General features: G+C 46.9%; 22 protein-coding genes and 1 tRNA gene. 17 read left to right on the forward strand and 6 right to left on the reverse strand.

Annotated features, from left to right (window positions below; genetic code table 11):
* Positions 1 to 15 precede the first annotated feature (15 nt).
* The 8 genes from deoD to TREAZ_RS14360 all read left to right on the forward strand — a co-directional run bounded on the left by deoD (position 16) and on the right by TREAZ_RS14360 (position 9,788).
* The gene (gene deoD / locus TREAZ_RS14325; RefSeq protein WP_015712607.1) at positions 16 to 720 is read left to right on the forward strand and encodes a purine-nucleoside phosphorylase; all 705 of its coding nucleotides are present in this window, start codon (positions 16 to 18) and stop codon (positions 718 to 720) included.
* 69 nt (positions 721 to 789) lie between these two features.
* Positions 790 to 873 (forward strand) — tRNA-Leu (locus tag TREAZ_RS14330).
* Positions 874 to 1,612: 739 nt separating this feature from the next.
* Positions 1,613 to 2,761: a hypothetical protein gene (locus tag TREAZ_RS14335; protein WP_015712608.1), complete on the forward strand. Its 1,149-nt coding sequence runs from the start codon at positions 1,613 to 1,615 to the stop codon at positions 2,759 to 2,761.
* A gap of 11 nt (positions 2,762 to 2,772) precedes the next feature.
* On the forward strand, positions 2,773 to 4,482 hold the full coding sequence (locus TREAZ_RS14340; RefSeq protein WP_015712609.1) for an ATP-binding protein: 1,710 nt from the start codon (positions 2,773 to 2,775) through the stop codon (positions 4,480 to 4,482).
* A gap of 2 nt (positions 4,483 to 4,484) precedes the next feature.
* Positions 4,485 to 4,892, forward strand: a complete 408-nt coding sequence (locus TREAZ_RS14345) for a hypothetical protein (RefSeq protein ID WP_043923125.1) — start codon at positions 4,485 to 4,487, stop codon at positions 4,890 to 4,892.
* Between the two features lie 99 nt (positions 4,893 to 4,991).
* Entirely contained in the window at positions 4,992 to 6,275 is a 1,284-nt protein-coding gene (locus TREAZ_RS14350) for a DGQHR domain-containing protein (RefSeq protein WP_015712611.1), read from the forward strand.
* Positions 6,268 to 7,836, forward strand: coding sequence for an ATP-binding protein (locus tag TREAZ_RS14355; RefSeq protein ID WP_015712612.1), 1,569 nt, complete (start codon positions 6,268 to 6,270; stop codon positions 7,834 to 7,836). Before TREAZ_RS14350 ends, TREAZ_RS14355 begins: the two co-directional genes overlap by 8 nt.
* A gap of 59 nt (positions 7,837 to 7,895) precedes the next feature.
* Positions 7,896 to 9,788, forward strand: coding sequence for a radical SAM protein (locus TREAZ_RS14360; protein WP_148257824.1), 1,893 nt, complete (start codon positions 7,896 to 7,898; stop codon positions 9,786 to 9,788).
* Between the two features lie 457 nt (positions 9,789 to 10,245).
* Here the strand turns inward: TREAZ_RS14360 and TREAZ_RS18525 are convergent, their stop codons facing one another.
* Both TREAZ_RS18525 and TREAZ_RS14365 read right to left on the reverse strand, forming a co-directional pair.
* The gene (locus TREAZ_RS18525; RefSeq protein WP_280990953.1) at positions 10,246 to 10,638 is read right to left on the reverse strand and encodes a PD-(D/E)XK nuclease domain-containing protein; all 393 of its coding nucleotides are present in this window, start codon (positions 10,636 to 10,638) and stop codon (positions 10,246 to 10,248) included.
* A 12-nt stretch (positions 10,639 to 10,650) separates the two neighbouring features.
* Positions 10,651 to 11,832: an ATP-binding protein gene (locus TREAZ_RS14365; protein WP_245535039.1), complete on the reverse strand. Its 1,182-nt coding sequence runs from the start codon at positions 11,830 to 11,832 to the stop codon at positions 10,651 to 10,653.
* A gap of 109 nt (positions 11,833 to 11,941) precedes the next feature.
* Between TREAZ_RS14365 and TREAZ_RS14370 the strand changes: the two genes are divergently transcribed.
* Genes TREAZ_RS14370 through TREAZ_RS14400 form a run of 7 tightly spaced genes read left to right on the forward strand, consistent with a single transcriptional unit; the run spans position 11,942 to position 18,316 of the window.
* Positions 11,942 to 12,967, forward strand: coding sequence for an FAD:protein FMN transferase (locus tag TREAZ_RS14370; RefSeq protein ID WP_015712615.1), 1,026 nt, complete (start codon positions 11,942 to 11,944; stop codon positions 12,965 to 12,967).
* Between the two features lie 17 nt (positions 12,968 to 12,984).
* The gene (locus tag TREAZ_RS14375; protein WP_015712616.1) at positions 12,985 to 14,439 is read left to right on the forward strand and encodes a menaquinone biosynthesis decarboxylase; all 1,455 of its coding nucleotides are present in this window, start codon (positions 12,985 to 12,987) and stop codon (positions 14,437 to 14,439) included.
* Positions 14,429 to 15,292: a UbiA-like polyprenyltransferase gene (locus tag TREAZ_RS14380; RefSeq protein ID WP_015712617.1), complete on the forward strand. Its 864-nt coding sequence runs from the start codon at positions 14,429 to 14,431 to the stop codon at positions 15,290 to 15,292. Before TREAZ_RS14375 ends, TREAZ_RS14380 begins: the two co-directional genes overlap by 11 nt.
* Positions 15,293 to 15,304: 12 nt before the next feature.
* On the forward strand, positions 15,305 to 15,874 hold the full coding sequence (locus TREAZ_RS14385; RefSeq protein ID WP_015712618.1) for a UbiX family flavin prenyltransferase: 570 nt from the start codon (positions 15,305 to 15,307) through the stop codon (positions 15,872 to 15,874).
* Positions 15,875 to 15,876: 2 nt separating this feature from the next.
* Positions 15,877 to 16,815 carry an ABC transporter substrate-binding protein gene (locus TREAZ_RS14390; RefSeq protein WP_015712619.1) on the forward strand — a complete coding sequence of 313 codons (939 nt, stop codon included), beginning with the start codon at positions 15,877 to 15,879 and terminating at the stop codon, positions 16,813 to 16,815.
* Positions 16,809 to 17,564, forward strand: a complete 756-nt coding sequence (locus TREAZ_RS14395) for an ABC transporter ATP-binding protein (protein ID WP_015712620.1) — start codon at positions 16,809 to 16,811, stop codon at positions 17,562 to 17,564. Before TREAZ_RS14390 ends, TREAZ_RS14395 begins: the two co-directional genes overlap by 7 nt.
* A complete protein-coding gene (locus TREAZ_RS14400) occupies positions 17,561 to 18,316 on the forward strand; it encodes an ABC transporter permease (RefSeq protein WP_015712621.1) in 756 nt (251 codons plus the stop codon). Before TREAZ_RS14395 ends, TREAZ_RS14400 begins: the two co-directional genes overlap by 4 nt.
* A 20-nt stretch (positions 18,317 to 18,336) precedes the next feature.
* Here the strand turns inward: TREAZ_RS14400 and TREAZ_RS14405 are convergent, their stop codons facing one another.
* Positions 18,337 to 18,555 (reverse strand): DUF3791 domain-containing protein, encoded by a 219-nt coding sequence (locus TREAZ_RS14405; RefSeq protein ID WP_015712622.1) that lies wholly within the window; start codon positions 18,553 to 18,555, stop codon positions 18,337 to 18,339.
* A 312-nt stretch (positions 18,556 to 18,867) separates the two neighbouring features.
* Here TREAZ_RS14405 and TREAZ_RS14410 point away from each other — a divergent pair, with 312 nt between their 5' ends.
* Positions 18,868 to 19,848, forward strand: coding sequence for a hypothetical protein (locus TREAZ_RS14410; protein ID WP_015712624.1), 981 nt, complete (start codon positions 18,868 to 18,870; stop codon positions 19,846 to 19,848).
* A 73-nt stretch (positions 19,849 to 19,921) separates the two neighbouring features.
* Here the strand turns inward: TREAZ_RS14410 and TREAZ_RS14415 are convergent, their stop codons facing one another.
* The 3 genes from TREAZ_RS14415 to TREAZ_RS14425 form a co-directional block, all read right to left on the reverse strand.
* Positions 19,922 to 20,293, reverse strand: a complete 372-nt coding sequence (locus tag TREAZ_RS14415; protein ID WP_015712625.1) for an FMN-binding protein — start codon at positions 20,291 to 20,293, stop codon at positions 19,922 to 19,924.
* Between the two features lie 70 nt (positions 20,294 to 20,363).
* Positions 20,364 to 20,768, reverse strand: a complete 405-nt coding sequence (locus TREAZ_RS17525) for an FMN-binding protein (RefSeq protein WP_083820313.1) — start codon at positions 20,766 to 20,768, stop codon at positions 20,364 to 20,366.
* Positions 20,769 to 21,152: 384 nt separating this feature from the next.
* The gene (locus TREAZ_RS14425; protein WP_015712628.1) at positions 21,153 to 22,943 is read right to left on the reverse strand and encodes an FAD-dependent oxidoreductase; all 1,791 of its coding nucleotides are present in this window, start codon (positions 22,941 to 22,943) and stop codon (positions 21,153 to 21,155) included.
* A 245-nt stretch (positions 22,944 to 23,188) separates the two neighbouring features.
* Here TREAZ_RS14425 and TREAZ_RS14430 point away from each other — a divergent pair, with 245 nt between their 5' ends.
* Positions 23,189 to 24,424 carry an integrase catalytic domain-containing protein gene (locus tag TREAZ_RS14430; protein ID WP_015712629.1) on the forward strand — a complete coding sequence of 412 codons (1,236 nt, stop codon included), beginning with the start codon at positions 23,189 to 23,191 and terminating at the stop codon, positions 24,422 to 24,424.
* Positions 24,425 to 24,481 lie beyond the last annotated feature (57 nt).

Raw genomic sequence — 24,481 nt, forward strand, 5'->3', positions numbered from 1 at the left:
TTTACAGGAGTTGCCATGTCCATACATATTGCAGCCAAAGCAGGAGAAATCGCTGACGCCATACTCCTCCCCGGAGATCCCCTGCGGGCAAAGTTCATCGCCGAAACCTTCCTCGAAAACCCAAAGCAGTACAACGAAGTGAGGAACATGTTCGGCTACACCGGAACCTACAAGGGCAAAAGAGTTTCAGTCCAGGGAACCGGCATGGGCATCCCCTCAATCTCGATATACGTGAACGAACTTTTTAAAGACTACGGCGTTAAACGTGCCATACGCATAGGCACCGCAGGCTCCATCCAGGAAAGCCTTAAAATCCGCGACCTGGTTATTGCCATGTCCGCCTGTACCGATTCAGGCGCCAACAGCATCCGCTTCGGGGGCCGCAATTTCGCCCCTACCGCCAGCTTCAACCTGGTCAAAAAAGCCTATGACACGGCGATCAGCAAAGGCTGGATTCCCGCCGTAGGCCCCGTGGTCTCATCCGATATGTTCTACACCGAAAACCCCGAAGAGTGGAAGCTCTGGGCCAAATACGGCTGCCTGGCTCTGGAAATGGAAGCCGCCGAGCTCTACACCCTGGCCGCCAAATACGGCCGCGAAGCCCTTGCCCTCCTCACCATCTCCGACAGCCTCGTAAGCCACGAAATCACTACCCCCGAGGAGCGCCAAACCACCTTTACCCGCATGATGGAAGTAGCCCTGGAGACCGCCATATCCTGACAGCGGCAAACCGCGTTCTGCGTCCTGTTGACTTTTCAGGCTGTTTGCGGTAATTTATTAAAAATCATCGCCCAGATGGTGGAATTGGTAGACACGCTGGTTTCAGGTACCAGTGCCGTTAAAAGCATGGAAGTTCGAGTCTTCTTCTGGGCAATAAGTTAATTCCTTACGTTGTAAGGAATTAACTTATTTTTTTATCGTACCGAAAGCAGGTGATAAATATACGTTTAACCCATCGAGGATCATTTTAAGGGAGTAATTGGAGGTATTCCTCTTACTTACAAAATCTGATGGTCTGATATGTTTGCTTTTGTGATGGCGATGTTAAATCTATTTCTATGAGCAAACAGCCGCAGGCCGTATGAGTCCACTTGAGAAGTATGTTTAGAGATGTTGAAGGGAAGCGGGAAGTCAATATAGTACCACGAATAAGAGTCTGAGGGTGATGAATAGGTATATTTTACCCTGTTGAGGCTAATTTAGCCAACTTAGACCTGATATTTCCTAGATAGTTCTCATAGAGACTGGCTCAATGCTAAAAAAATAAGTTTTTTTCAGCATTTACGATTCTTTAATCTGATCGGTCGGTCGATTTCCAAGTTGTTAAGCTTATAAATCCCTATTTATTTATGTTTTATCCAATTGACAAGATGATAGAAGAAATTTTATCTAAAAATCCTAGATTTTGATCAAGAAAATGACCAAAATCTAGGATTTTTCAATCATTTTTTTAACTTTGAGATAAAGCCCCCTAATAAGGCTCTGTTACTATTAGAACGTTCAGTAACCATATTTCATACACGTTGTCCCCCTGATTTTATTCTACATATTCCTAGCTATCTAGAAAAGAAACAAAATTACAGGTATATTCACATAGTTGGAGGCAAGCTTAATGGCAACTGCTGGTAAATCTGTAATGTCAGCATTGGAACAAGAAACCGGAAGAGAATGTTTCAATACATTCCGGCGCTGCCTCGACCGGGAACGGGCCTCAGTTGTTGAATATGATGACTTGGAACGGCAGTTCATGTCCGAACAGGGTGAGACTACCCGATACGGGAAATCCCGTGATATTTCCGAAATTGCCGCCGCTTGGGTAGAACGTGAGCCTGCTTTCAGGCTCTTTATGGATGGTTCCCGTCGTACCTATAAAATCGCTGATATTCCCATAGGAACACAGGTTTTCCCCATCATCGCTGGACAAGTCGGTGTTGGGGTTTGCAAACGGGAAAATCGCCGTATTTCCGCTTGCGATTTGTCTCTGCAAACTGTGTTGGCGCTTCCGGATAAGTTGGATACCGAGGGAAAGAACGAAAAGCAACATCGAGCTTTCCTGGCCAATCTGGCAGCCAAGTTGAATGCTGGCCAAAATCGCATCAACTTGGATAGGTTGCTATTATATCCAACACAGGCAAACGAAGATTTTGAGGATAAAGGAATTGCCCGTATCCAGGACTACATGGTCGAGCGGGAAAAGGATATGGTACAGGAACTTGTCAACAGGAACATCATCAATGACCGCTCCTGGCTTATCAAAGATGGGTCGCTTGAATATAACCGGATTACCAATAAGGATGATAGATTTTCTTTCAGCAGAATACGAAGTAATTACAAACGTGTGGTTGGGGTGTCAAAATCGTTTAATCCTGAATTGGCTAAACTCAAGAACAATAAGAGCGCCGCAGGAATGATTGCCAACCTTAAACCGCATGAACGAACTCCCGCACTCATGTATTCAACCGATCGGGTAGAAGGGAAATTTGCTGTATGGTATGTGCGGTTACGCGAACCTCGTCAAAGCCGCGGTCCCTTCGATGGGGTCGTTAAGGTCGAAAAAATCCTTGTGACCGATCATGAAGCTGAATTTGGACTGGAAAGCTCAGAAGTTGACAATATCAGTGCATGGCTTGTGAATGAGCGGAATCCGGTCTGTTATGGCAAGGACGAACGCTGGGCAAATCATCTCTACCCTGTGTATCTTACAGAAACATACATAAAAAGCCGATATCGCGGCACTTTGCATTTTATCAATCTTTTTTAGGGAGAATTATTATGTCAGGAAAAGTAATTGGCAGAATCGCTGCCTTGGAAAAATGTCCGACAACAATAGACAACTTCTGTTTTTGGACCGACAAGGATACTCTCCTCAATCCTTTTGATGTCGTTGTAGTTGACCATTTAAACGATAGCAAGACATACGGTGTCGTGGAAGAAATTTCACATATTACCGATTCTGACAGTTTTCTTGCAAATTTTATATCCAATGATTTTGGACAATTAGACGCAGTAATGAATACTGACCGTATTGGAATGAATTATGTAGCGGCTAAAGTTGTTGGGAACACAAAGAACATCTATATCCCTGTTCAGAATGGTGCAAAAGTTTCGCTTGGATTAAAAGATGACATACAAACGGCATTGGGTTTAGATGAAATTAAGAACCCTGTTGTCTGCGGGTATCTGGAAATGTATAGCGGACTGGACGAGGACAAGGTTGATCTTCCTGTTTATGTCAATTCGGATTTCCTTATCGGGCCGGAAGGCGCACATTTGAATATTTCAGGAATCTCCGGGCTTGCTACAAAAACCTCGTATGCAATGTTCCTATTGAATGCCTTACAACAGCAAACTTTGCAGCAGCAGGCAGTTTCTGAAGATGAAAAAAAGAAAAAGAAAAGCGTCGCCTACATTTTTATGAATGTTAAGGGGCGCGATTTGCTTTCAATTGATGAGCCAAGTGAAAATTTGACTGAGAACGATCGGGTTATGTATAAAAGTATGGGATTATCAGAAGCTCCATTTTGTAATGTCAAATACTTTTATCCCTATGGTGAACGCGGGACAGTAAAAAGTTATGTTCGGTCAGAAATTCTTGACCACCAAATAAAGTCCAATCAAGCCAAGAAATTCAAGTTTACATTTAATGAAGATAATGAAAGCCTTGATTTGCTCTTTTCCAACATAGAAGATCCAAACCAGACAATAGAATCCATTATCAATTATATCATCTCCAAGCAACAGCCCTTTGATCGGGTTGATTCATGGGAAAGCATGCTCAAAGAAGTGCAGGAAATGGGCTCAAGAGGCAGTGATAAAGGGAATAAAGAAATATCAGTAATGAGCTGGCGTAAATTCAGACGTATTGTCCGTAAATCTGTGGAAACTGAAAAAATGTTTAATGACTCTGTAGAAGAGAGCAAAGGCGAAGTGCGGCTTGAAGAAGAAATCAAAAAGCTGAAAGCCAATGATGTATTTGTTGTTGATATTGCCAAACAAGATGAGAATATGCAGGCATTTGTTTTTGGTTCTGTGATGCAGGCAGTTACAAAACTCAAACTTGGTGAATTTGATGAGGATATGGACGAAAAGCAACGCAGGCAAATACCGGACCGTATTGTGATTTTTGTCGATGAATTGAACAAATACGCTTCAGGCGATACGCCAAAATCATCACCGATTTTAAGGCTTTTGCTTGATATCGCAGAGCGTGGCCGTTCATTGGGTATTATTCTATTTTCGGCAGAGCAGTTCAAGAGTGCAATCCACAAGAGAATAACAGGGAACTGTTCTACTCATGCCTATGGACGTACCAATAGTATTGAAGTCTCAGACAAAACATATTCGTTTGTACCTGCAACTTATAAAAATATGATGACTCGTCTGAAACAGGGGCATTATATAATCCAGAACCCGGTGTTTCATTCGCTTTTGAAAATCAGGTTCCCCATGCCGCTTTATAAACAAGATAAAGGAGATAATTAGCTATGAGTGATAGTCATACAGAGCTAGATAACACCGACGATGGATTCGCAATGTGGTGGAATTGGTTCTCAACAACTATGAAAAAACCAATGCGTCGCTTTAATTTCTGGGTTTACTTGCTTGTTGGTATCGTTGGTGCGGGTGGTGCAGGTATTTGGATTTCATTCATTAATAAGGCCAACTCACTTCCTGCCATTCTTATCGCCATGTTAACATTCTATCCAGCTACGGCAGTTGCATCGTGTATGGACTTTGTCTTTGAAGATAGTGAAAAAAAATTTGTTAAAGGATTTGCAATTATCAGTGGGTTCATTCTGTTTTTATTGGCTTTTTTCATATGTATTCTATCATCCTATTTTTTAGCTTTTTTGGCATGTTTTTTTTTTGGTTATTTTGTGGTGGCTTGCTAATGCTGAAAATCCTAAATTATCAGATATTGGAAAACCATTATCTGCTGTAGGTGGAGATCCAACAGAAAAAGTGTCTGGAAATTCAGGAGGTATAGCATTATGAATACCTTTCCAGCAATTCGTATTCTCCAGCCCTTAGGTGAATTTTATTTAACGGCTATCCCAGCAGAATATTTACTGAAAATATGTTTCAGCCATCGTCATATTAGGCATGATGCAGATGAAAAAGGGCATGTTCAAGATGAAGGGCATCAAAGAAGGCTTAGCATACTGCGACTAAATGAAATATCTAGGTATCTTGAAACACAGGATGCAACATTGCCAGGAACTATTATAATTGCAGCAAACTGCAAAGAAGATGGCACTATCCTTGACCCAAATAATGGAGAGGAAAATGTAAAACGTTGGATAATTGCGCCAAAAGAAGGTGATGACCGAGAAATTGTTAGAATAAACATTCCAACTACAGATAAACTAGGTGCCGTTGTGGATGGACAACATCGATTATGGGGATTTGAAAATGTATCAGATGAATTGAAAAAAATCTTGTTGCCATGTGCTATATTTATTGATCTTCCTACACCTCAGCAGGCAGCCATTTTTGCAACGATTAATTTTAACCAAAAACCTGTAAATAAAAGTCAATCTTATGAATTATTTGGGTACAATCTTGATGATGAATTAGAAGCATCATGGTCCCCAGACAAGCTGGCCGTTTTTTTTGCACGTAAGTTAAATATTGACAATGAATCACCTTTTAAAGATCACATAAAAGTTGCAGCTCAAGACGATAGAGTTTTAGAAGAAATAAATAAATTGCGTCAAAAAGAATGGTCAATTTCTACTGCAACGATTGTGGAAGGCATTCTTTTATTAATTACTAAGAATGCCAAACAAGATCGTGATATTTTACATAAATATCCGATTAATTCCCGATCAAGAAAATCGCTCAGCAATATAAGAATACATGGAGAGCCTCCTCCATTTAGAGGAATATATTTGGCAGCAGATCACGATATTGTGATATACAAAACGCTTATTAATTTTTTTTCGGCGGCAAATGAACTTTTTTGGGGAAAGGAAAATTGTGGCTTGATTCGTAAGACTGCTGGAGTTCAAGCGTTGTTTAGAGTCCTCAGGGAATTATTGCCAGATCAGCTTGAGAAAAATGACTTGCAACAAGTAACTTGGATATCTATCTTGGAGAAGGCTGGAAAATTAGATTTTTCAAATATCACTCTTTTTGAATCTTCTGGAAGAGGGCGCAAACGTATCCAAGACGCAATTCTTGTTTCTATTGGTAAAATGAGTCTAGGCGATATTATGGATCAAGATTTTCGCAAATACCTTGAAAATATGAATAGAGGGGTTAATAATGTTTGAACATGAGCCTATATTTGGAAAAAACGTTATAGAAACTCTTTCTGAGGGAATGTATGATAACCCGATGTTTCTTTTTAGAGAATATGTACAAAATTCAACAGATGCTATAGATGCTTCTATTCGACAGGGTACTCTGAAAAAAGGCGAAGGGCAAATTGAAATCACCATTGATATTGATAAACGTTTATTGTCTTTTGAAGATAATGGAATCGGTATAGCTCATAATAATGTTTCGAAAATGCTGGCAAATATCGGAGATTCACAAAAGGATCGTAATACAGATAAGGGATTTAGAGGAATTGGGCGGCTTGGCGGTTTAGGATACTGCCAAAAAGTACGCTTCGAGACTTCATCTAAAGGTGAACCAATAAAAAGCATTCTGGAATGGGATGCCCGAAATTTGCATGAGATTTTGGCGGATAAAAATGAAAAAATTAATGCAGGGCAGCTTATAAAACGTATTACCAGCACATGGGAAGAAAAATGCCCTACTGAATCCCATTTTTTCATTGTTTCATTGATAAATGTTAATGAAAGCAGTGATGAATTATTGGATGTTGAGGAAGTCGCAAAGTATTTGCAGATGGTTGCACCAGTGCCATTTGATTATGCGAAATTCCCATTTATTGAAAAGATTGAAAAATTTATCCGCGATGAAAAGTTACCATCTTTGCATGAATACAGGTTAAATATAAATAGTGATGAAATTCGTAAAGGATATGAAACACCGCTAGCTATAGATGATAATAAGACAATAGATATTTTGGATATAGTATGCAGAAAAGTTATATCAGGTGGAGAGACCATTGGGTGGTATTGGTTTTGTATCAGCAAATTTGAAGGTGTATTACCTAAAAAATGCTGGCAAAGAAATATTCGGCTTCGTAAGGCAAATATCCAGATTGGCGAAGCGGACTGCCTCTCAAATCACCCCAAGAGGGGCCAGGCTCTTTGGAAAGAAGATCGGGGTAATAATTATTTTTTAGGTGAAATTCATGCTTTGGATGATAACTTGATACCAAATTCCCGCCGGGATTATTTTAATCAAGATATGCCCTGTCGTAGATTTGAAATCGCCTTGCAAAGTGAGTTTTCTGGTTTATACCAGCTCTATCATGACGCCAGTACCGTCCGTTCAGCTTATAATCTTATGCGTGGGGCAAGTGTTGCACAAAAGGAATATGAAATTAAAGAGAAGAAAGGCGATTTTTTTGATTCGCAAGAACGGAATAAAGCACAAATAAAAGTGCAAACAGCTTTGGAAAAAGCCGAGGAAGCTAAAAAAACCATTGAAAAATTTCAAATTAAACTAAACTCTGGGGAGAAAGATGCTGAACCTCTGGCTCAAGTTGTTGATGTATATAGAAATGAAACCCGGGAAGATCGTATTCATGCTTTTGATCCGCCCGCTCGTCCCAAAAAAGGATATACCAAAGATGAGATCAAGAAGAATGTCAAAGATGTTCTTGATACAGTCTTTGAAGTGTTGAATAAAATGCTGCCTGAGGACGAAGCTGCCCCAATTCGTGAGGCAATCATTAAAAAAGTGATCGGTAAATGAATCGTCGAGTTTTACTGATAGAACCGAATTATAGAAATAAATATCCACCTATGGGCCTTATGAAATTGGCAATGTATCATCGCCTTCAAGGGGATGATGTTGTTTTCTACAAAGGTGAATTATCACAATTCATTTTAATGGAAGTTGTACAGGATACAATTCTGAAGCTGTCGGAAATTTATAGTATTGTCGACTGGAAAAAGATGACGCCGGAGATTCAAACATATATAAAAATAGGAAAAATAAATTCTGACACGGCATTTGAATTAGCGTCACAACGACCATTTGTTTTAAAATGGCTGGAGCATTTTAAAAAATACTATCATACAGGTGGTTATTACTTAAGACCACGCTGGGATCGTGTGTGTGTGACCACGCTTTTTACATTCTATTGGGATATCACGATAGAAACAATTGAATTTGCAAAAAAAGTCTGTAAATATTCAGATCAAGTACTTGTTGGAGGTATCCTAGCTTCAGTCATACCAATAAAAGTTAAGGAAAAGACAGGTATTACGCCAATCGAAGGATGTCTTTACTGTAAGAGTCTCCGTGGCGATCCTCCAATAGGAAAGCCTATTGATACTCTTCCTTTAGATTATTCAATACTTGAAGAAATTGATTACCAATATCCAGCCTCGGATGCTTATTATGCCTATGCAACACGTGGATGCATAAACCGCTGCGAGTTTTGTGCCGTTCCAATTCTAGAACCTGGCCACATGAGAAATTTTCCTATAAAATCAAAACTTAATGAAATAAAAAAGCGTTTTGGGGAACAACGAAATCTGCTTTTATTAGATAATAATGTATTTGCATCGGAAAAGTTTGATAAGATAATAGATGAAATCCATGATTCTGGCTTTTATACGGGAGCAACTTATATACCTCCGAATAAATTGGATATAGCAGCTAGACAATTGAAGGATGGGTGGAATGATCGAGCATATATCCGTATGGCAACTAGGCTTATAAATGAGTTTGTTGAAAAACTCGAAGGTGAAAGGCATGATGCTTATTACTCCATGTTAATGGACATGGGATTATTGCATAACTATACTGCAACAAAAGATAATATCCTTTCATTTTATAAATTTATTAAAGATGATTATGAAAAAGCTCGTTCAAAAAGACCGCTTGTGAGATTTATAGATTTTAATCAGGGTATGGATGCAGCTCCCAGGCTAGCAACACAGGAAAAAATGAAAAAACTGGCTACTATTGCTATAAGGCCGCTTCGTATTGCCTTTGATTCGTGGAGTGAACGGGAAATATACGTCCGTGCCATTCGGCTTGCAAAAGAAAATGACATAACACAAATGAGTAATTATTTACTTTATAACTTTCGTGATGCACCAATAGATCTATATCGTCGTTTGCTCCTTAATATTGACCTTTGTGACGCATTAGGCGTTAATATTTATTCATTTCCAATGAAATATCACCCAATAATGGAGGAAGAGTGGTATAAAAATCGGGATTATATTGATCGTCCCAATTGGACTCGAAAATCAATCCGTACTATTCAAGCTGTATTAAATTCTACTGCAGGCAAAATCGGGAAAGGTCGAACATTCTTTTTTAAGGCATTTGGGCGAAATGAGGAAGAATTTGAGGAACTTCTCAGAATGCCCGAAGCATTTATTATTAAACGCTGGGATGCTGAATTAAGCGGACTTACTGATAAATGGAGAAAGGCTTATAACAAGCTATCAGATGATGAACGAAACTTTTCTGACAAAATCATCGCCGAAAATATCTTTGAGAGTTCAAAATGGCAAAAATCTTCTGCTAACATAAAGAAAGTCCTTGATATTTATACAATTGAAAGAGATGATATCCCGCTTGTTGAAGAAGAGGCTAAAACTAGACATATTAGAAAATTTGAACAGTCTTGTCCGAAAAACATTTCTGCGATATGTACAAAATTGTTGGAAAAAGGCAAGTTTTGAAACTAAGAACACAGATATGATATATGTATTGTAACCTTAAGGAATGGTAAAAGATATGAATCAACGGTAATTATTAAAAAAACTTCTCAAGGCTAAAGGCCGGAATTCTCGAGGCAGCAAATCCTTCGGCATCTCGGGTTATGATGTAGCTCACTGCGAGGCTTTCCCCGATGGTGAACTAAACACAGTCTTCAAAATCGAGCCAGGCAAAGTCAACCGCTCTGCAGATTTCCACACCGGGCAGGGATGAGTTTAGCATGAGTACAAAAGCAAAGACCCTCGTGGCAGGAGCAAAATTGCTTTATAGATACGATGCTTGACAACAATGTTATGCGTCCACCGAAAAAAAATGCGGTTCGCCTTCTTGCCCGTAATTGCGTCTGCTGATACGATGGCGAATTGGATGTATGGAAATTCGATCCGGCCAAAACTAAACATTTTATGAAAGCGTCCTAAGTCAACAACCCACTACCGTTATCCCATCCTTAACCATCCACTTGAGCCGCTCTTTCCAGGCAGGTTTTTCCTGGCCTGGCGTCGCATAGCGGCGGTCAAAAATGACGAGATAGCAATGTACCGGGGTCTTGCTATTCGGGGAAAACCTGTCCCGGTATCCCAGGGTTTGTTTAATGCCATCTTCCTGCACAGCTTCAAAAGATCGACCGGGCTTGACGAGCTTGATCTCAATTATATTCCACTGGCCATGGTATTCTACTGCTATATCCATGCGCCCACGGCCAGCTGCATACTCCCGTTCTATACGCCCCGAACCATTGGTAACCCTCTGCAGAAAGGCCATCAGCAAGAGATGGGGAAAAGCCTCGGGGTAATTCAGTTTTGATTCCCACACTTCCGAATTGCTTTACCAAAAATCCTGGAAAGCTTTAAGCAATGCATCCATATCAAGGGTACCGTCAGGTTTCTCCCACCGCCATTCAGGCGCCGGTATTGCCAGCTGGGTACTGTACGTAATTTCCCTGGCAATGACCTCCCGGTAAATCGGGTTCGCCACTCCGGGAGTACCCTTTTCTATCGTGACCAAACCCAGGTCAAGACACAGCCTGAATGGCTCTCCCTGGGCCATGAGAGGATCGGGTTCTCCGGTTATAAGGGATTCCATAACTTTGCGAATCCGCAAATCTTCCAGCCGGTATGCCAGAGCGTCCAGGTGGGTTTCCCGGGCCAATACCATCTGTTCCCGAGCTTCCCGGATGTGTTCTACAGTGACAGTATCCCGGCTATCCACGTCCAATACCCGCATGGTTGCACGCTGGAGCAGGGAATTGACAATCCAGGGCTGGCCCCGGGACTGATCATAAACATACTCAAGGGCTTCCCTGGTAATTTGCTGTCCTGTTTCCTCAGTGCGCTGAGCGAAAAGCCGGGCAATATCTTCCTTCCGGAAGTTGGACAACGTAGCGGAATCTTCTTTTATATTGAAGGGCGAGCCGGGGTTAGGCGGGATTCCGCCCTTCGTCGCAGTTATATAGTCCTTTAAGTCCCTCATGCCTACAAGGGCTATGGAAACAGGGAATTTGCCTATCCCCCGATTGGCGAAACCGTCCCGAAGCTGCCGCAAGAAACTAATGAGAGCTTCTCCCTGCAATACATCCACTTCATCAAAAAGAACGATTAAAGATTTAGGAGCAAGTAATTCAGCCCAATTGGACAAAATACTATTCAAAGCAGCAAAGGGGGTCTCTGATCCTACTACCGGAACCGGCAACCCGAATTGGGCGCTCCACCTTCTAATGGCATCACACATTGCGGGTATTGCCCGTTCCGCTTCGGGTACACCCTGACAGGTTTCTACGCTCACATAACAGGCTACAACATCATCGCCGACGTTGATCTGCCGCATCCAGCTTTGCAAAAAGGTAGTCTTCCCTGTCTGCCGGGGGGCATGAAGCACCCAATAGAGCTTATCCCCAATATACCGGTGAAGCTGGGCGCCTACCAGACGTTCTTCGGGCGGCAGCATATAATGATCATTCGGGTTACAGGGACCCGTGGTATTAAAAAACCGAACTTTACGTTTTTCCATCTCAATTATAAAGTATACCCTGGAAAGGTGAAAAAAAGAAGCATACAGGGAATTCCCTTGACACAAAACAAGAGGATTGGGATAGTAGGGAAAATATTTTAAGGAAATTATGCGGAAAAATAGGTTCTCCCTGCTGTACGTCATCTTCGCCGGGGTGCTCGCTGCGGCGCTTATGGGCTGTTCTAAACCAATACCGACACGGGTGGAGTTTGCCCTGGGTACGGTGTGCTCAATATCACTCTACGAAAAGGGGAATGTCCGGGTATACCAGGATATTTTCGGCAGGCTGGCGGAAATCGAAAAGCGGATGAGCGTTGGCCTGGCGGACTCGGATATATCCCGGATAAATGCAGCTGCCGGGATTGAGCCGGTGAAGGTTCATGCCGATGTGTTTGAGGTGGTGGAACGGGCCATGTATTACGCCGAGATTTCCGGGGGCGCCTTTGATCCCACTGTTGAACCTTTGGTTTCCCTCTGGGGGATTGGAGGCGATGCTCCGAGGGTTCCTTCCCAGGGGGAAATTGATGCGGCTATATCCCTGATAAACTGGCGGGATATAGTCCTGGACCGGGAACAGGGCACGATTTTCCTGAAACATCCCGGCATGGCCCTGGATCTGGGGGCTATCGCCAAGGGCTATGCAGCGGACGAGGTGGAGGAGATTGTCAAAAAGGCAAAAATCCCCAGGGCGCTTATCGATTTAGGGGGAAATATCCTTACCTACGGCGAAAAGGCAGACCATAGCCCCTGGAGGGTGGGCATCCAGAACCCTAACGGATTGCGGGGGTCCTATATCGGGATCATACAATTCCGTAATAAAACCATGGTAACCTCCGGGGTATACGAACGGTTTTTCGAGGAAAACGGGGTCCATTATCATCATATTCTTTCCACTGCCGACGGGTATCCTGTGCGGAATGGGCTCCTGTCGGTTTCTATCATTACCGACAGGTCCATGGACGCGGACGGCCTCTCCACCTCGGTATTCGCCCTGGGCTACGAGCGAGGGAGAGCCCTGGTTGAATCCCTGGAGGGGGTGCAGGCGGTTTTTGTCTTTGAGGATATGAGCATACGCCTGACCAAGGGAACCGATTTTATCCTCACTGATGATGCCTACCAGCTTGTATCCGACTGATCTATACTGACTTTATCATGGCTTATCAAAGTTTACAGGATTTTATCGGGGCTCTGGAAAAAGCGGGTGAACTGAAACGGATCAGCGTGCCGGTGGACCCCCGTCTTGAGATTACGGCTATTGCCGACCGGATTATGCGGGAAGGGGGGCCGGCGCTCCTTTTTGAGCAGGTCCGGGGTTCTGCCTATCCTCTGGCGATCAACCTCATGGGGAGCGAGCGGCGCATGGCCATGGCCTTAAACGCCGAAAGCCTGGACGCCAAGGCCCGGGAAATCAGCGATCTTATCGCCTGGGCCTGGTCTTTGGCCCGGGATTTCAATGTGTTCAGGGCTATCCCCGAAGCCATCCCCAAACTGCCCACCGCCCTGAGCGTGATCCCTCAAAAAAAATCCCACCCCCTCTGCCAGGAAGTGGTAGATGATATCGCCGGATTCGACAGCCTTCCGGTGCTTACCTGCTGGCCACAGGACGGAGGGCCCTTCCTCACCCTGCCCCTGGTCTGCACGGAAGACCGGGAAACGGGCAGGCGGAATATGGGGATGTACCGTATGCAGATCTACGATAACCGTACTGCGGGGATGCACTGGCATCTCCATAAGGACGGAGCCCATTTTTTCCAGAAGTACCGCGAGCGGGGGGAGCGCATGCCCGTGGCAGTTGCCCTGGGTTGCGATCCTGCGGTGATATACGCCGCCACGGCGCCCCTCCCGGAGGGTGTATGGGAGCTCCTCTTTGCGGGCTTCCTCCGGGGCAAGGGGGCGGAATTCTGCAAAGCCACCTTAAGCGATCTTCTGATCCCCGCGGATGCGGAGTTTGTTCTTGAGGGCTACGTTGATCCGGCAGAAAGCCGCATTGAGGGGCCTTTTGGGGATCATACGGGGTTCTATTCATTGCAGGACGAATATCCGGTGTTCCACCTGGAGCGCATTACCAGGCGGAAAAATCCGGTCTACCCTGCCACCATCGTAGGCATCCCTCCAAAAGAGGATTGCTGGATGGCCAAGGCCACGGAACGGCTCTTTCTGCCCCTGCTCAAGCAGCTCTGCCCTGAAATTGTGGATATTGCCATGCCCTTTGAAGGGGTCTTCCATAACTGTGTCATCGTGTCCATCCAAAAACGTTTCCCCGGCCATGCCCGAAAGGTGATGAATTTCCTCTGGGGCATGGGGCAGATGATGTACACCAAATGCATCATCGTAGTGGATGATGAGGTGAATCCCCAAAACAGTTCCGAAGTAGCCTGGCGGGCCTTCAATAATGTGGATGGCAAAAGGGATTTGGCGCTGAGCGATGGACCTCTGGATGCCCTGGATCATTCCTCCCCCCTCCCCCGCTATGGAACCAGGATAGGCATAGACGCAACCCGCAAGGGGCCCGACGAAGGGCATACCCGGCCTTGGCCTGCCCCGTTGGTCATGGAAAAGTCAATCGAGGAACTGGTAAAGCAGCGCTGGAAGGAATATGGCTTTTAGCATTGCCGGCAAATTGCGCCTTATTGGCGATGCGGTTATCTTCAGGCATACCCTTTTTTCCCTCCCCTTTGCGGCAACAGCTATACTGCTCGAAAGCGGAGGGGCGCCGCCGCTAAAAAAAGTTATCCTTATATTGCTGGCTGCTGCTGCAGGCCGGAATGCTGCGAACGCCTTAAACCGGGTGATAGACGCGGACATAGACAAAAAAAACCCCCGCACCGCAAACCGCCACCTGCCCCAGGGGCTGCTCTCCAAAAAGGCGCTGCTCCTTTTCAGCCTTTGCATGGGCATCATCCTTATCGTCGCGGCGGTGCTGCTCAACCCCCTCTGCGTGATCCTCCTGCCCCTGGCAGGTATTCTTGTCGGGGGCTATTCGTTCAGCAAGCGTTTTACCTGGCTCTGCCACTATTGGCTGGGCCTGGCCTGTGCCATAGCGCCCATGGGTTCATTCATCGGCCTTACCGGCCATTTCGCTTTCCGGTACTTTGTCCTGGCATCTGCACATGCCCTGTGGGTAGCAGGATTCGATATACTTTACGCGCTCCAGGATATTGAATTTGATCGCCGGGAAGGGCTCTACTCGATCCCCGCCCGGTTTGGAGCGGGGCCGGCCCGGTTTCTGGCCATAGTTTCCCATTTGGGAACCCTGTTGGGTCTTTTCCTGCTCCCGCTTTTTTGGCCTCTTTCGTCCTGGTATTTTATCGCCGCGGGGATAGCCGGGGCCTTGCTTGTTGCAGAACACCTTATCGCCCTGGGGGGCAGCGAGCGGCATATCAGGATTGCCAGTTATTCGATTAACGAAATACTACCCCTTATCGTCCTTGCCGGGACTGTTTTGGGCATATACTTCTAAAGGAAGGCAAAAATGGGAAAGTACCTGATTTGCATCACCGGCGCCAGCGGGTCTGTCTACGGAATCCGTACGATAAAGGCCCTTGTCGAAGGCGGGCATGAAGTTCACAGCATCGTTTCTTCCTGGGGGAACCGGGTTATGGAACGTGAAACCGGAAAATCCCTTGCTTCATGGATAGGAGAACTGGGGCTTCCGCCGGAACGGGTCTATGCCCCGGAGGATCTGGCGGCGCCCCCGGCCAGCGGTTCCTTCAGGCTCGATGGAACTGTGGTGGTCCCCTGCTCCATGAGCAGCGTTGGGGCGATTGCCTCAGGGTTATGCCTTAACCTGATACACCGTTCCGCCCTGGTCAGCCTAAAAGAAGGGCGGCCCCTGGTATTGGTTCCCCGGGAAACCCCCCTGTCCCTGCTTGACCTCCGGAACCTCACCGTCCTGGCCGAAGCTGGGGCGGTGATACTTCCTGCCTCCCCGGCCTTTTATCAGGTTCCCCAAAACATTGATGATATGGTAAATTTTGTTGCGGGAAAAATTCTCGACAGGCTTGGCATTGATCATAATCTATATACACGTTGGGGTACATAAACATGAAAAGGATATTCTTTTTGACTTGCTGCCTGGGCTTAATAAGCCTTTCACTCCAGGCCAGGCCCCAGGCGGAGGCTGCTTCGGCGCTCCCCCTGCGGGTGGGTATCATGCCCGATGCGGATTCCCTGCCCTTTATGGTTGCCCGCGACGAGGGCTTCTTTGACCGGGAAGGGGTAACTGTGGAATTGGTCAATTTTTCCAATCCCCAGGAACGGGACGCGGCGATCCAGGCGGGCCGTCTGGACGGGGCAATTTCGGACCTTTTGTCAGCCGCCTTCTTTGCCGCCGGCGGATTCGATACCAAAGTTACCAGTCTAACCGATGGGCGTTACGGAATTGTGGCATCCCCCAATTCCCAAATCAAAAACCTTTCGGGCCTCCGGGGGAAGCGCATTGGCCTTTCCGCCAATACGATTATCCAGTATACCGTGGATGCCCAGTTGGAAGCCGCAGGGGTGTCCATGACGGAATACGAGGCAGTTTCAGTGCCCCGTATGCCCCTGCGCCTGGAAATGGTCCTGGAGGGCCAGATTGAAGGGGCGAGCCTCCCGGAGCCCCTCCTTACTGCCGCCGCCGCCCAGGGCGCCCTGCTTCTTTCCACCACCGATGCCACAGGCATTGACGCAGGGATTCTGCTCTTTTCAAAAAAAACCCTGGATACCCGGCTGGAAGCGGTCAAGGCATTTTACCGCGCCTATGACAAGGCAGCCCAAAAAATAAACGCCAACCCCGACGCCTACCGGGACTATCTGGTAGAAAAGGCCGGCTTCCCTGCAGCGGTAAAAGATGCCTACCGTTTTGTCACTTACCGGAGACCAACCCTGCCGGCCCCTGCCCAGATTGAACAAGCCCTGAACTGGCTTAAAACCCGGAAACTCCTGGAAGCGGAAATCCGGGCTGAGGATCTTGCCGATCCCCGGGCAATTAGCGAATGGTAGAACTCAAGGGCCTTTTCCTGAACTATCCCCTTCCCCATAGGGAAAAGGCGGCAGTGCTTCACAACGCAAACGCCGAATTTGCGGATGGGGCCATTTCCGCCATCATCGGCCCTTCAGGCTGCGGCAAGACCAGCCTAATCAAAATTATGGCCGGACTCCTTAAACCGGCTGACGGGACTGTCCTCATTGATGGAAGCCCCGTCAGGGGGGTCAGGAAAAACACAGCAGTTATCTTTCAGGATTACGGGCTCCTCCCCTGGAAAACAGTCCGGGCCAATGCGGAACTTCCCCTGCGGATCAAGGGCCTCAAAGGAAAAGGCCGGGAAGGGCTTGACGCCCTGCTTGCGGAATTCGGCCTTGATTCCTTCGAAAAATACTATCCCCGCCAGCTTTCAGGGGGCATGAAGCAGCGGCTGGCCATAGTCCGGGCCCTGGCAGCCGACCCCCAACTGCTGCTTATGGACGAACCCTTCTCCAGCCTGGACGCCCTTGCCCGCGAAGATGCCCAGGACTTTCTCCTTTCGGTAAAGCAGGAACGTCGCCTGACCATCATCATGGTCACCCATTCTATTGAAGAAGCAGTATTCCTGGCGGATACAGTCTATGTGATGAGCGGGAAAAACCCCGGCACCCTGGGCCGCAGCATCGATATACCCCGGAACGGGGCATCCCAGGCTCGATTCAGGGGAGCGCCCGAATTTCTGGAATGCTGTACCCTTTTACGGAAAGCCCTGAAGGAACCGGCGTGAAAAAGTATCTGGGTATATTCCTGTCGCTCCTGGCATTTGCCGTACTCTGGCAGCTAGCCTCGATTCTGGTAAAGCGTCCCTTCCTCCCAGGTGTTGCAGACACAATAAAAAGCCTGATCCGCCTTGGCATGGAGGGGAAGCTGTGGCGGCACCTTGGCGCCAGCCTTTCGCGGATCATCTGGGCCCTGGCACTCAGCAGCATTCCCGCCGTTGCCCTGGGTCTTGCCGCAGGCCGTTCGCCCCGGCTCAACCATTTGATCTCCCCGGCTATCTATCTCCTCCACCCCCTGCCAAAAGCGGCATTCCTGCCCATCATCATGCTCTTCATGGGCATTGGGGAAGCCTCCAAAATTTTCCTGGTAGGGTTCATTATCTTTAGCCAGATCCTGGTATCCATCCGGGACGCGGCCACGAGAGTCCCCCAGGAACTGCTGGATTCCATCCGTTCCCTCGGGGCCGGGCGGCTTACCCTGTTCCGGCAGGTGATAGTCCCGTCGGTTTTGCCCGACTTCTTCACTGCCCTCCGGGTAAGCCTGGGCACTGCCGTGGCGGTCCTTTTCCTGGCAGAAACCTTTGCCGCCGAAAGCGGCCTTGGATACCTTATTGTTGACGCCTGGACCCGTGTTGCCTACGCTGAAATGTACGCCGCCATCTTGGCCCTAAGCCTCATGGGGCTGCTGCTTTTTGTCCTGACTGATCTTCTGGAGGCCATAATTTGCCCCTGGCGGCTGGAAACGCCGGAGAGCGCCTAATTCTTTGTTCCTGTACAAAATTATGCATTGGTTCTATGTGTTTCAATATATTCATCTATACTGTCAATAATATACTCAGGACTTGTTGTATGCAGACCTTCCCAGCAGCCGGTAATAAAATTGACTGCCCCTGTTTTACGAAAGTAATTATAGGCTTCCTGTCCACTCATTCCTTTTTCATCTTTATAAAACTCCACGCAGGATGCAAGGAACCAAACTTCGCCTTTTGTTTTTATCATATCTGCTCCTCGGGAAAAGTAATTTTACCGGTGTCGAGCTCTTCTTCCAGCAAATCAAAAAGAAGCGGATAGCCAAGCCGCAGAATAGGGAATCAAGAATAGTGAAGATTATATACCATACAAATAGCTAGCAGACCAGCAGGGGTTTAGGATTTTTAATTACGACCGGCAACGACCGTACCGCCGGACGGATTGACAATTCCTTTCTGACACAGTATGTTTTTCCTCAGGGAAAGGCGGCGCCTAATGAAACAGTGTGCTGTAATATCGTTCCAAGAAAAGAATGCACTATAAATAAATTAAGGAGGATTCATGAAAAAGTTTTTTGCTCTCTCGGTTTTATTCGCTGTTTTGGCCTGTGGTGCCTTTGCCCAGGTGAACTTTGGCGGATCATTGTATACTGGTATTGAACTTAACGTACCAAATACTGGAGATGAATCAGTCGGTATGCGTCATAGGGAGGAGGGAAACACCAAACTGGATTTAACCGGTACAGTGGTCACTGACAATTATGGGGCAAAACTTGACACTACCTTTGTTTACCCATCTCCGGATAACCCCAGGCTTAACGGCATTTATGGCTGGGCTAATTTCCTTGACAACCAACTCCGCCTCAGCTTGGGCAAAATCAGCGATGCGGTATGGGTTACCAGCTTGGACAATGAATACAAACTCGATGATGTAAACGGCCTCCGTCTTGAGTACAAGACGCCCCTCACAGGGCTTAGCGTAGGGGTCGCCTTTGACGCCGGGGATTACAAGGTCGAAAAGTTCCTGAAGCAGACAATACTCGGCGCCAGCTATGTCACTGCGTACTTTAATACGGTGATCGCCTACGATATGGGCAGCAATGGAACCACAATCTTCGGCTTCAATTTTACCGGCATTGATGAGCTGTCCACCGCAGGAATAGAGCTCCAGGCCAGCAACATGGCGCTCTGGGATACGCTCGGGTTGCTGAGGGTTGACGAAGAAGCGGCATACCGGGTCACAAGGGCCTTCACTGCGTCCTTGCACCTGGGCCAGGAATTTTCCGGCGTAAAGAATACCGATGCGGATCTGACCTTTATCCCCGGTCTCAGTTATAAGATTATCCCCCAATTGACCGCGTCATTGGATGTAAAAATTGAGTCCCCCGATTATTTTAAGACAACGAACCTGGAGATAACCCCCTGCCTGGAATACTCCCTCTCAGGGCCCGCGCTGCTCTATCTGCAGTATACCCTGGCTTTGCCCGAATTCAAAAACCCTTCACACATCCTTGGCCTCGGCCTGGAAATCAAAGCCTTCTAATTCTAAAGACGAGTACACATAAAAAAGAGACTGTCCAAAAGACAGCCTCTTTTTTTATAGCAAGATAAACCGATTAGTTACCGGCGACGACCTTGTCTATCGCTGATTGAGCGGCGGCGCTGATAGCGCTGGTCGTGACAGTGGCGCCGGAAATAGTATCAATTGCAGCGGAATTGTACTTCTTGATGATCCCGGGCGCCCTGGTGACTGCGATCCCCCCAACTGTGGGGGTTTCGGCGGCGCCAACAACGACTACATCGGTGATTATTCCGGCTGCCAAGGTAACAGTGACCGAAACATCGCCGCCAAAACCGGGGGCGGTGGCCGACGCGGTTCCTGTTGCATTGCCGATGGGGGTAACCGCACCGCCGGTTGACGCGCAGGCTGCTAACCCGGCCAGCAAGGCCGCGATTGCGAAAACAATGACTAAATTACGCACTTTCATTCTTTATATCCTCCTATGGATTTATTGGGAACACTATTACAAAACCGATACCTGCGTCCGGTACTGCGGATCAGGGGATTTGGGCAAGCGCCTTCTTACCAGCTTCTATGATCGCATTACTGGTAATAGTGGCACCGCCAACAATATCGATATCAACGGAGTTATATTTAATAATTTTGGCCGCCGCCTGATCTACAACAGGTCTGCCATAGCCAGGGGATTCACCCTCACCTTTAGCATTTTTTTCATCAATGACTGTTGCTTCGGTGATGACCCCATTAGTGAAGGTAAGTGTTACCGTAATCAGGACATTGCGACCTTGAGCGGAACCCACTACCGGAGGTCCTGAATAAGGCTGACCGCCAGTAGTAAGATAGGGATTATCATTGGCTGTTATACCTGTATCCTCAATAAAACAACCCACGAGTATAATACTCAGCGCGGCAACCAACACTATCAACAATTTCTTCATCATTCTCCTCCAAAAAAAATTATATACTAACAATACTATAAAATTTCAATGCGATACAAGTACCCCCCATTGCCTAGAAAATTTCTAGCCGAAAAGGTTAGTTCTATAAATAAGCTTGTCAATATCACCCATAGAGTTTTTGCGGGTAATCACCTTTCCCGGTCCATGATAATTATGAAAATACAAAGAGATTCGCCGAGGATCCGGAGATCCCGCCTGATGGAACAATCCTTTCAATGGGAGCGAGTATTTGTTTTGCAACCGGGACAGGAAATATAGTCCAGTTTCCGAGTATTTTTGATTATTGTGCTCAAACCCCTCAAAAAAACTGCCGCCCCATATGGGGCGGCAGAAATCTACGTACTTAAATTAGTTCAAAGAACAAATTTACTCTAGCTTACCAGCAGCCTGTTTACCCGCTGTCCTTCCCATGGTTGCACCAATGGCAAGGGATGAACCGGAACCAGGATACTCCTGGTAGAAGAAATCGCCGTTAGCGGTTTCACCTGCGGCATAGAGGCCGGAAATAACCGTACCATCAGCCTTAAGTACCTCTGCTTTCGTATTGATCTTGATACCACCCATGGAACCGATGGAAGAAGGTATCGCTTTTGTTGCGGTAAAGACGGAACCGGTCTCCGTTATAGTTTTCATAGGACCTTTAGTAGCAAAGGCGGCAGTTAACTTGTCAACATCCGCACCAATCAATGTTGCCAGCCCTGATATGCTGTCACTGGTATGTGCAAAATCTGGATATTGTGAAGGGCCATTGGTAATAGCCCAAAACGCGGTCGCACCGTTTTTGCGAGCTTCAACCATCCTATTGTGCACCACCGCATAGTCATCCTCAGATTGTTCATAGTAACCCGGGAGAAGGTCAAACTTGCCATCAGACGACTTACCAGCCGGCCTCGGCGCCCAGGGAAGCACTTCGCCATCCTGCTTTACAACCACTGAACTATAGTGCATGGCTTCGCCGAGACTGTTGTCAATACCTACCCAGCCGATTTTACCGCCCTTGAACACAGTAGCAGCTCCAATTTTTTGAGCCATTTTGATACCATCGCCTACATTCTGTGAACTGGACTGAGGAACATCATTCTTGGAATCGGCATTATACGTTGCCATAAGACCGGTAAAATCACTATCAAAACCACCGGTTGCGATAACTACCGCTTTCGCATTGAAGATATAGTTACTCTTTTTCGATTCAGCCTTAACTCCAGTGACCTTGCCGCCAGTAACGATAAGATCAGTCGCTTTTACACCAGTTCTTATGGTATTTGCTGGCAATCTACCCACCAAACGGTTCACCAGACCAGCGCCTCCACCCATAGTAAAGTCCATCCGCATACGAGCTGCGGAAGCAGTACCGGAGGACATATTCCCATTTGGAGCATCAGGAGGTCCCCACGGGGAAGGAGGAGGGAAAGGATCCATACCAAGGAAATTCAGGGTGTTAATGGATTCTTTCGCAAAGTACTTTACCAAATTCTCGTCAGCATAGCCCTGGGCGCGTTCCATATAAAATTCAGCTAACTCATCATATCCTGTTTGATCATCGGTCTCTGCCCCATACACAACCCCGGCAGCAAGTTTGGTGGAACCGCCGATAATTTCCATTTTTTCAAGGATAATAACATTTGCGGTAGATTTAACGGCTTTAGCCTGGACGGCAGCACTGAGACCTGCCACACCGCTGCCTATCACAACGATATCAGCATCCACTATTACAGTGCCCTTTGCCTGAGTTTTCGGCGGGCTGATGAAATTCGAAGAGGCTCCAGCCTCAACCAATGCCGCATCAACCGCAGCTTTTAAGCTGCTGGTGGTAATCGTGGCGCCGCCAACAATATCTACCCCCGCGGTTTGAGCCTTAAGGATATCCTCAATAAGAGCAGAAGCAGCGGCTTGGCCCACTTGTTCACTTCCGACTTTAGAAATATCAGATACTTCTATATCGAGAATTTCATCTTCAATGACCGTAACCGTGACGTCATAGCTTTGCCCGGTAAACCCTGTAGCTGTCTTCACATATTCACCCGGTACTAGTGAATCAACTGTCGGTGCGGAATTGTCATCCGAATCCGAATCTGTGGAACAGGCTGCAAATCCAAGAATCAGAAGTCCCAGGAATAGGACTGCGAATCTTGCCATCGTCTTTTGAAACTCTTTCATTCAATGCCTCCAAAAAAATTGATGTATATAAAGTCCAAAGATCTAACCCAATGGACTAAATATCCTACTAAACATAAAAAGAATATAACATAAATACAAAATAGAATATACATCCCATTTGGATAAATGTCAACAAGACGCGTTGCCTCATAAATAATCTAACCCAAAACAGGGAATGCCTCATAATAAAATTCTAACCCAAATTATGTAGCCTATATCCGGTAACAAGGGTACCGGAGGGCTCAATGGGGTTAACGATGAAAGAGAAACAGGCGCTTGCCAGAGAAATCAGCAAGCGGTATCGCAAAGCCGGGAAAAAGGGCAAGACCGCTATCCTGGACGAGTTTGTCCAGAACACAGGGTACAACCGGAAATACGCCCTGCACCTTTTGGCGAATTGGGGGAGAACGGAACTGGTCAGACTGGCCGGAAGGGTTGTTAAGCTCAAGGCCGATGCGTTTAAAAAACGAAAAGCAGGGGGAGGGCGGAAGCCGGTCTACCAGGCGGCAACGATAAAAGCCCTCAAACTGATTTGGGAGTTCTTTGATTACATGTGCGGGAAAAGGCTTTCCCCCTTCCTCCGGGAACAGATGCCTTTCCTCAATCCCTGCAAGGAGTTTGGCATCACCAAGGAGGTAAAGGCGCAGCTGCTTGCCATAAGCCCCGCCACCATCGACCGGAAGCTCAAGCCTGAACGGAAGAAGCTGGAATTAAAAGGACGGAGCGCCACACGGCCCGGCGGCCTCCTCAAGCACCAGATCCCCATCCGTGTCTTTTATGCCTGGGATGAGAGGAAACCGGGCTTTTTTGAGCTGGATACGGTGGTTCATGACGGCGGAAACGCCTCAGGCGAGTTCTGCTGTACCCTCAATGCCACCGATGTCTATTCAGGCTGGGTGGAGCTCCGCGCCCTCCTCAACAAGGCCCATCGCTGGGTTAAAGAGGAGGTGTCTCTCTTCCCCTCCCAGTTTCCCTTCCCCCTTTTGGGCATCGACAGCGATAACGGCGGGGAGTTCATTAATTACCAGCTCAAGGCATGGTGTGACGAACACCGCGTCCAGTTCACCCGCAGCCGTTCCTACCACAAGAACGACAACTGCTTCGTGGAGCAGAAAAACGACATGACCGTCCGCAGGACCGTGGGGTACTATCGCTATGACACCCTCCAGGCCAGAGACGCCCTGGCCGAGGTCTACCGCCATCTCTGTCCCCTGCTCAACTATTTTTACCCTTCAGAAAAAATAATCGCCAAGGAGCGGATAGGGGCCAGGGTCAAGAAGGTGTACGACAAACCCAAGTCGCCCTACAGGCGCCTCTTGGAATCCCCTGACCTTCCTGATATTTTTAAGAACGAGCTTCGACGCAGGGCTGCCCGTCTCAATCCGGTCAAGCAGAAACGCCTGGTCAACCATGCACTGATGGCTCTCTTCGAGCTTCAGAGCCAGAAGTCCCTTGCTGCTTCGGCTCTTGAAGATGTTTAGCCACGGTTAGATTTTTATTGTGAGGCAGCCGTTCCTTTCGGTTAGATTTTATTTTGA

This window comes from Leadbettera azotonutricia ZAS-9, from assembly GCF_000214355.1.
In the GTDB taxonomy this organism is placed as follows: domain Bacteria; phylum Spirochaetota; class Spirochaetia; order Treponematales; family Breznakiellaceae; genus Leadbettera; species Leadbettera azotonutricia.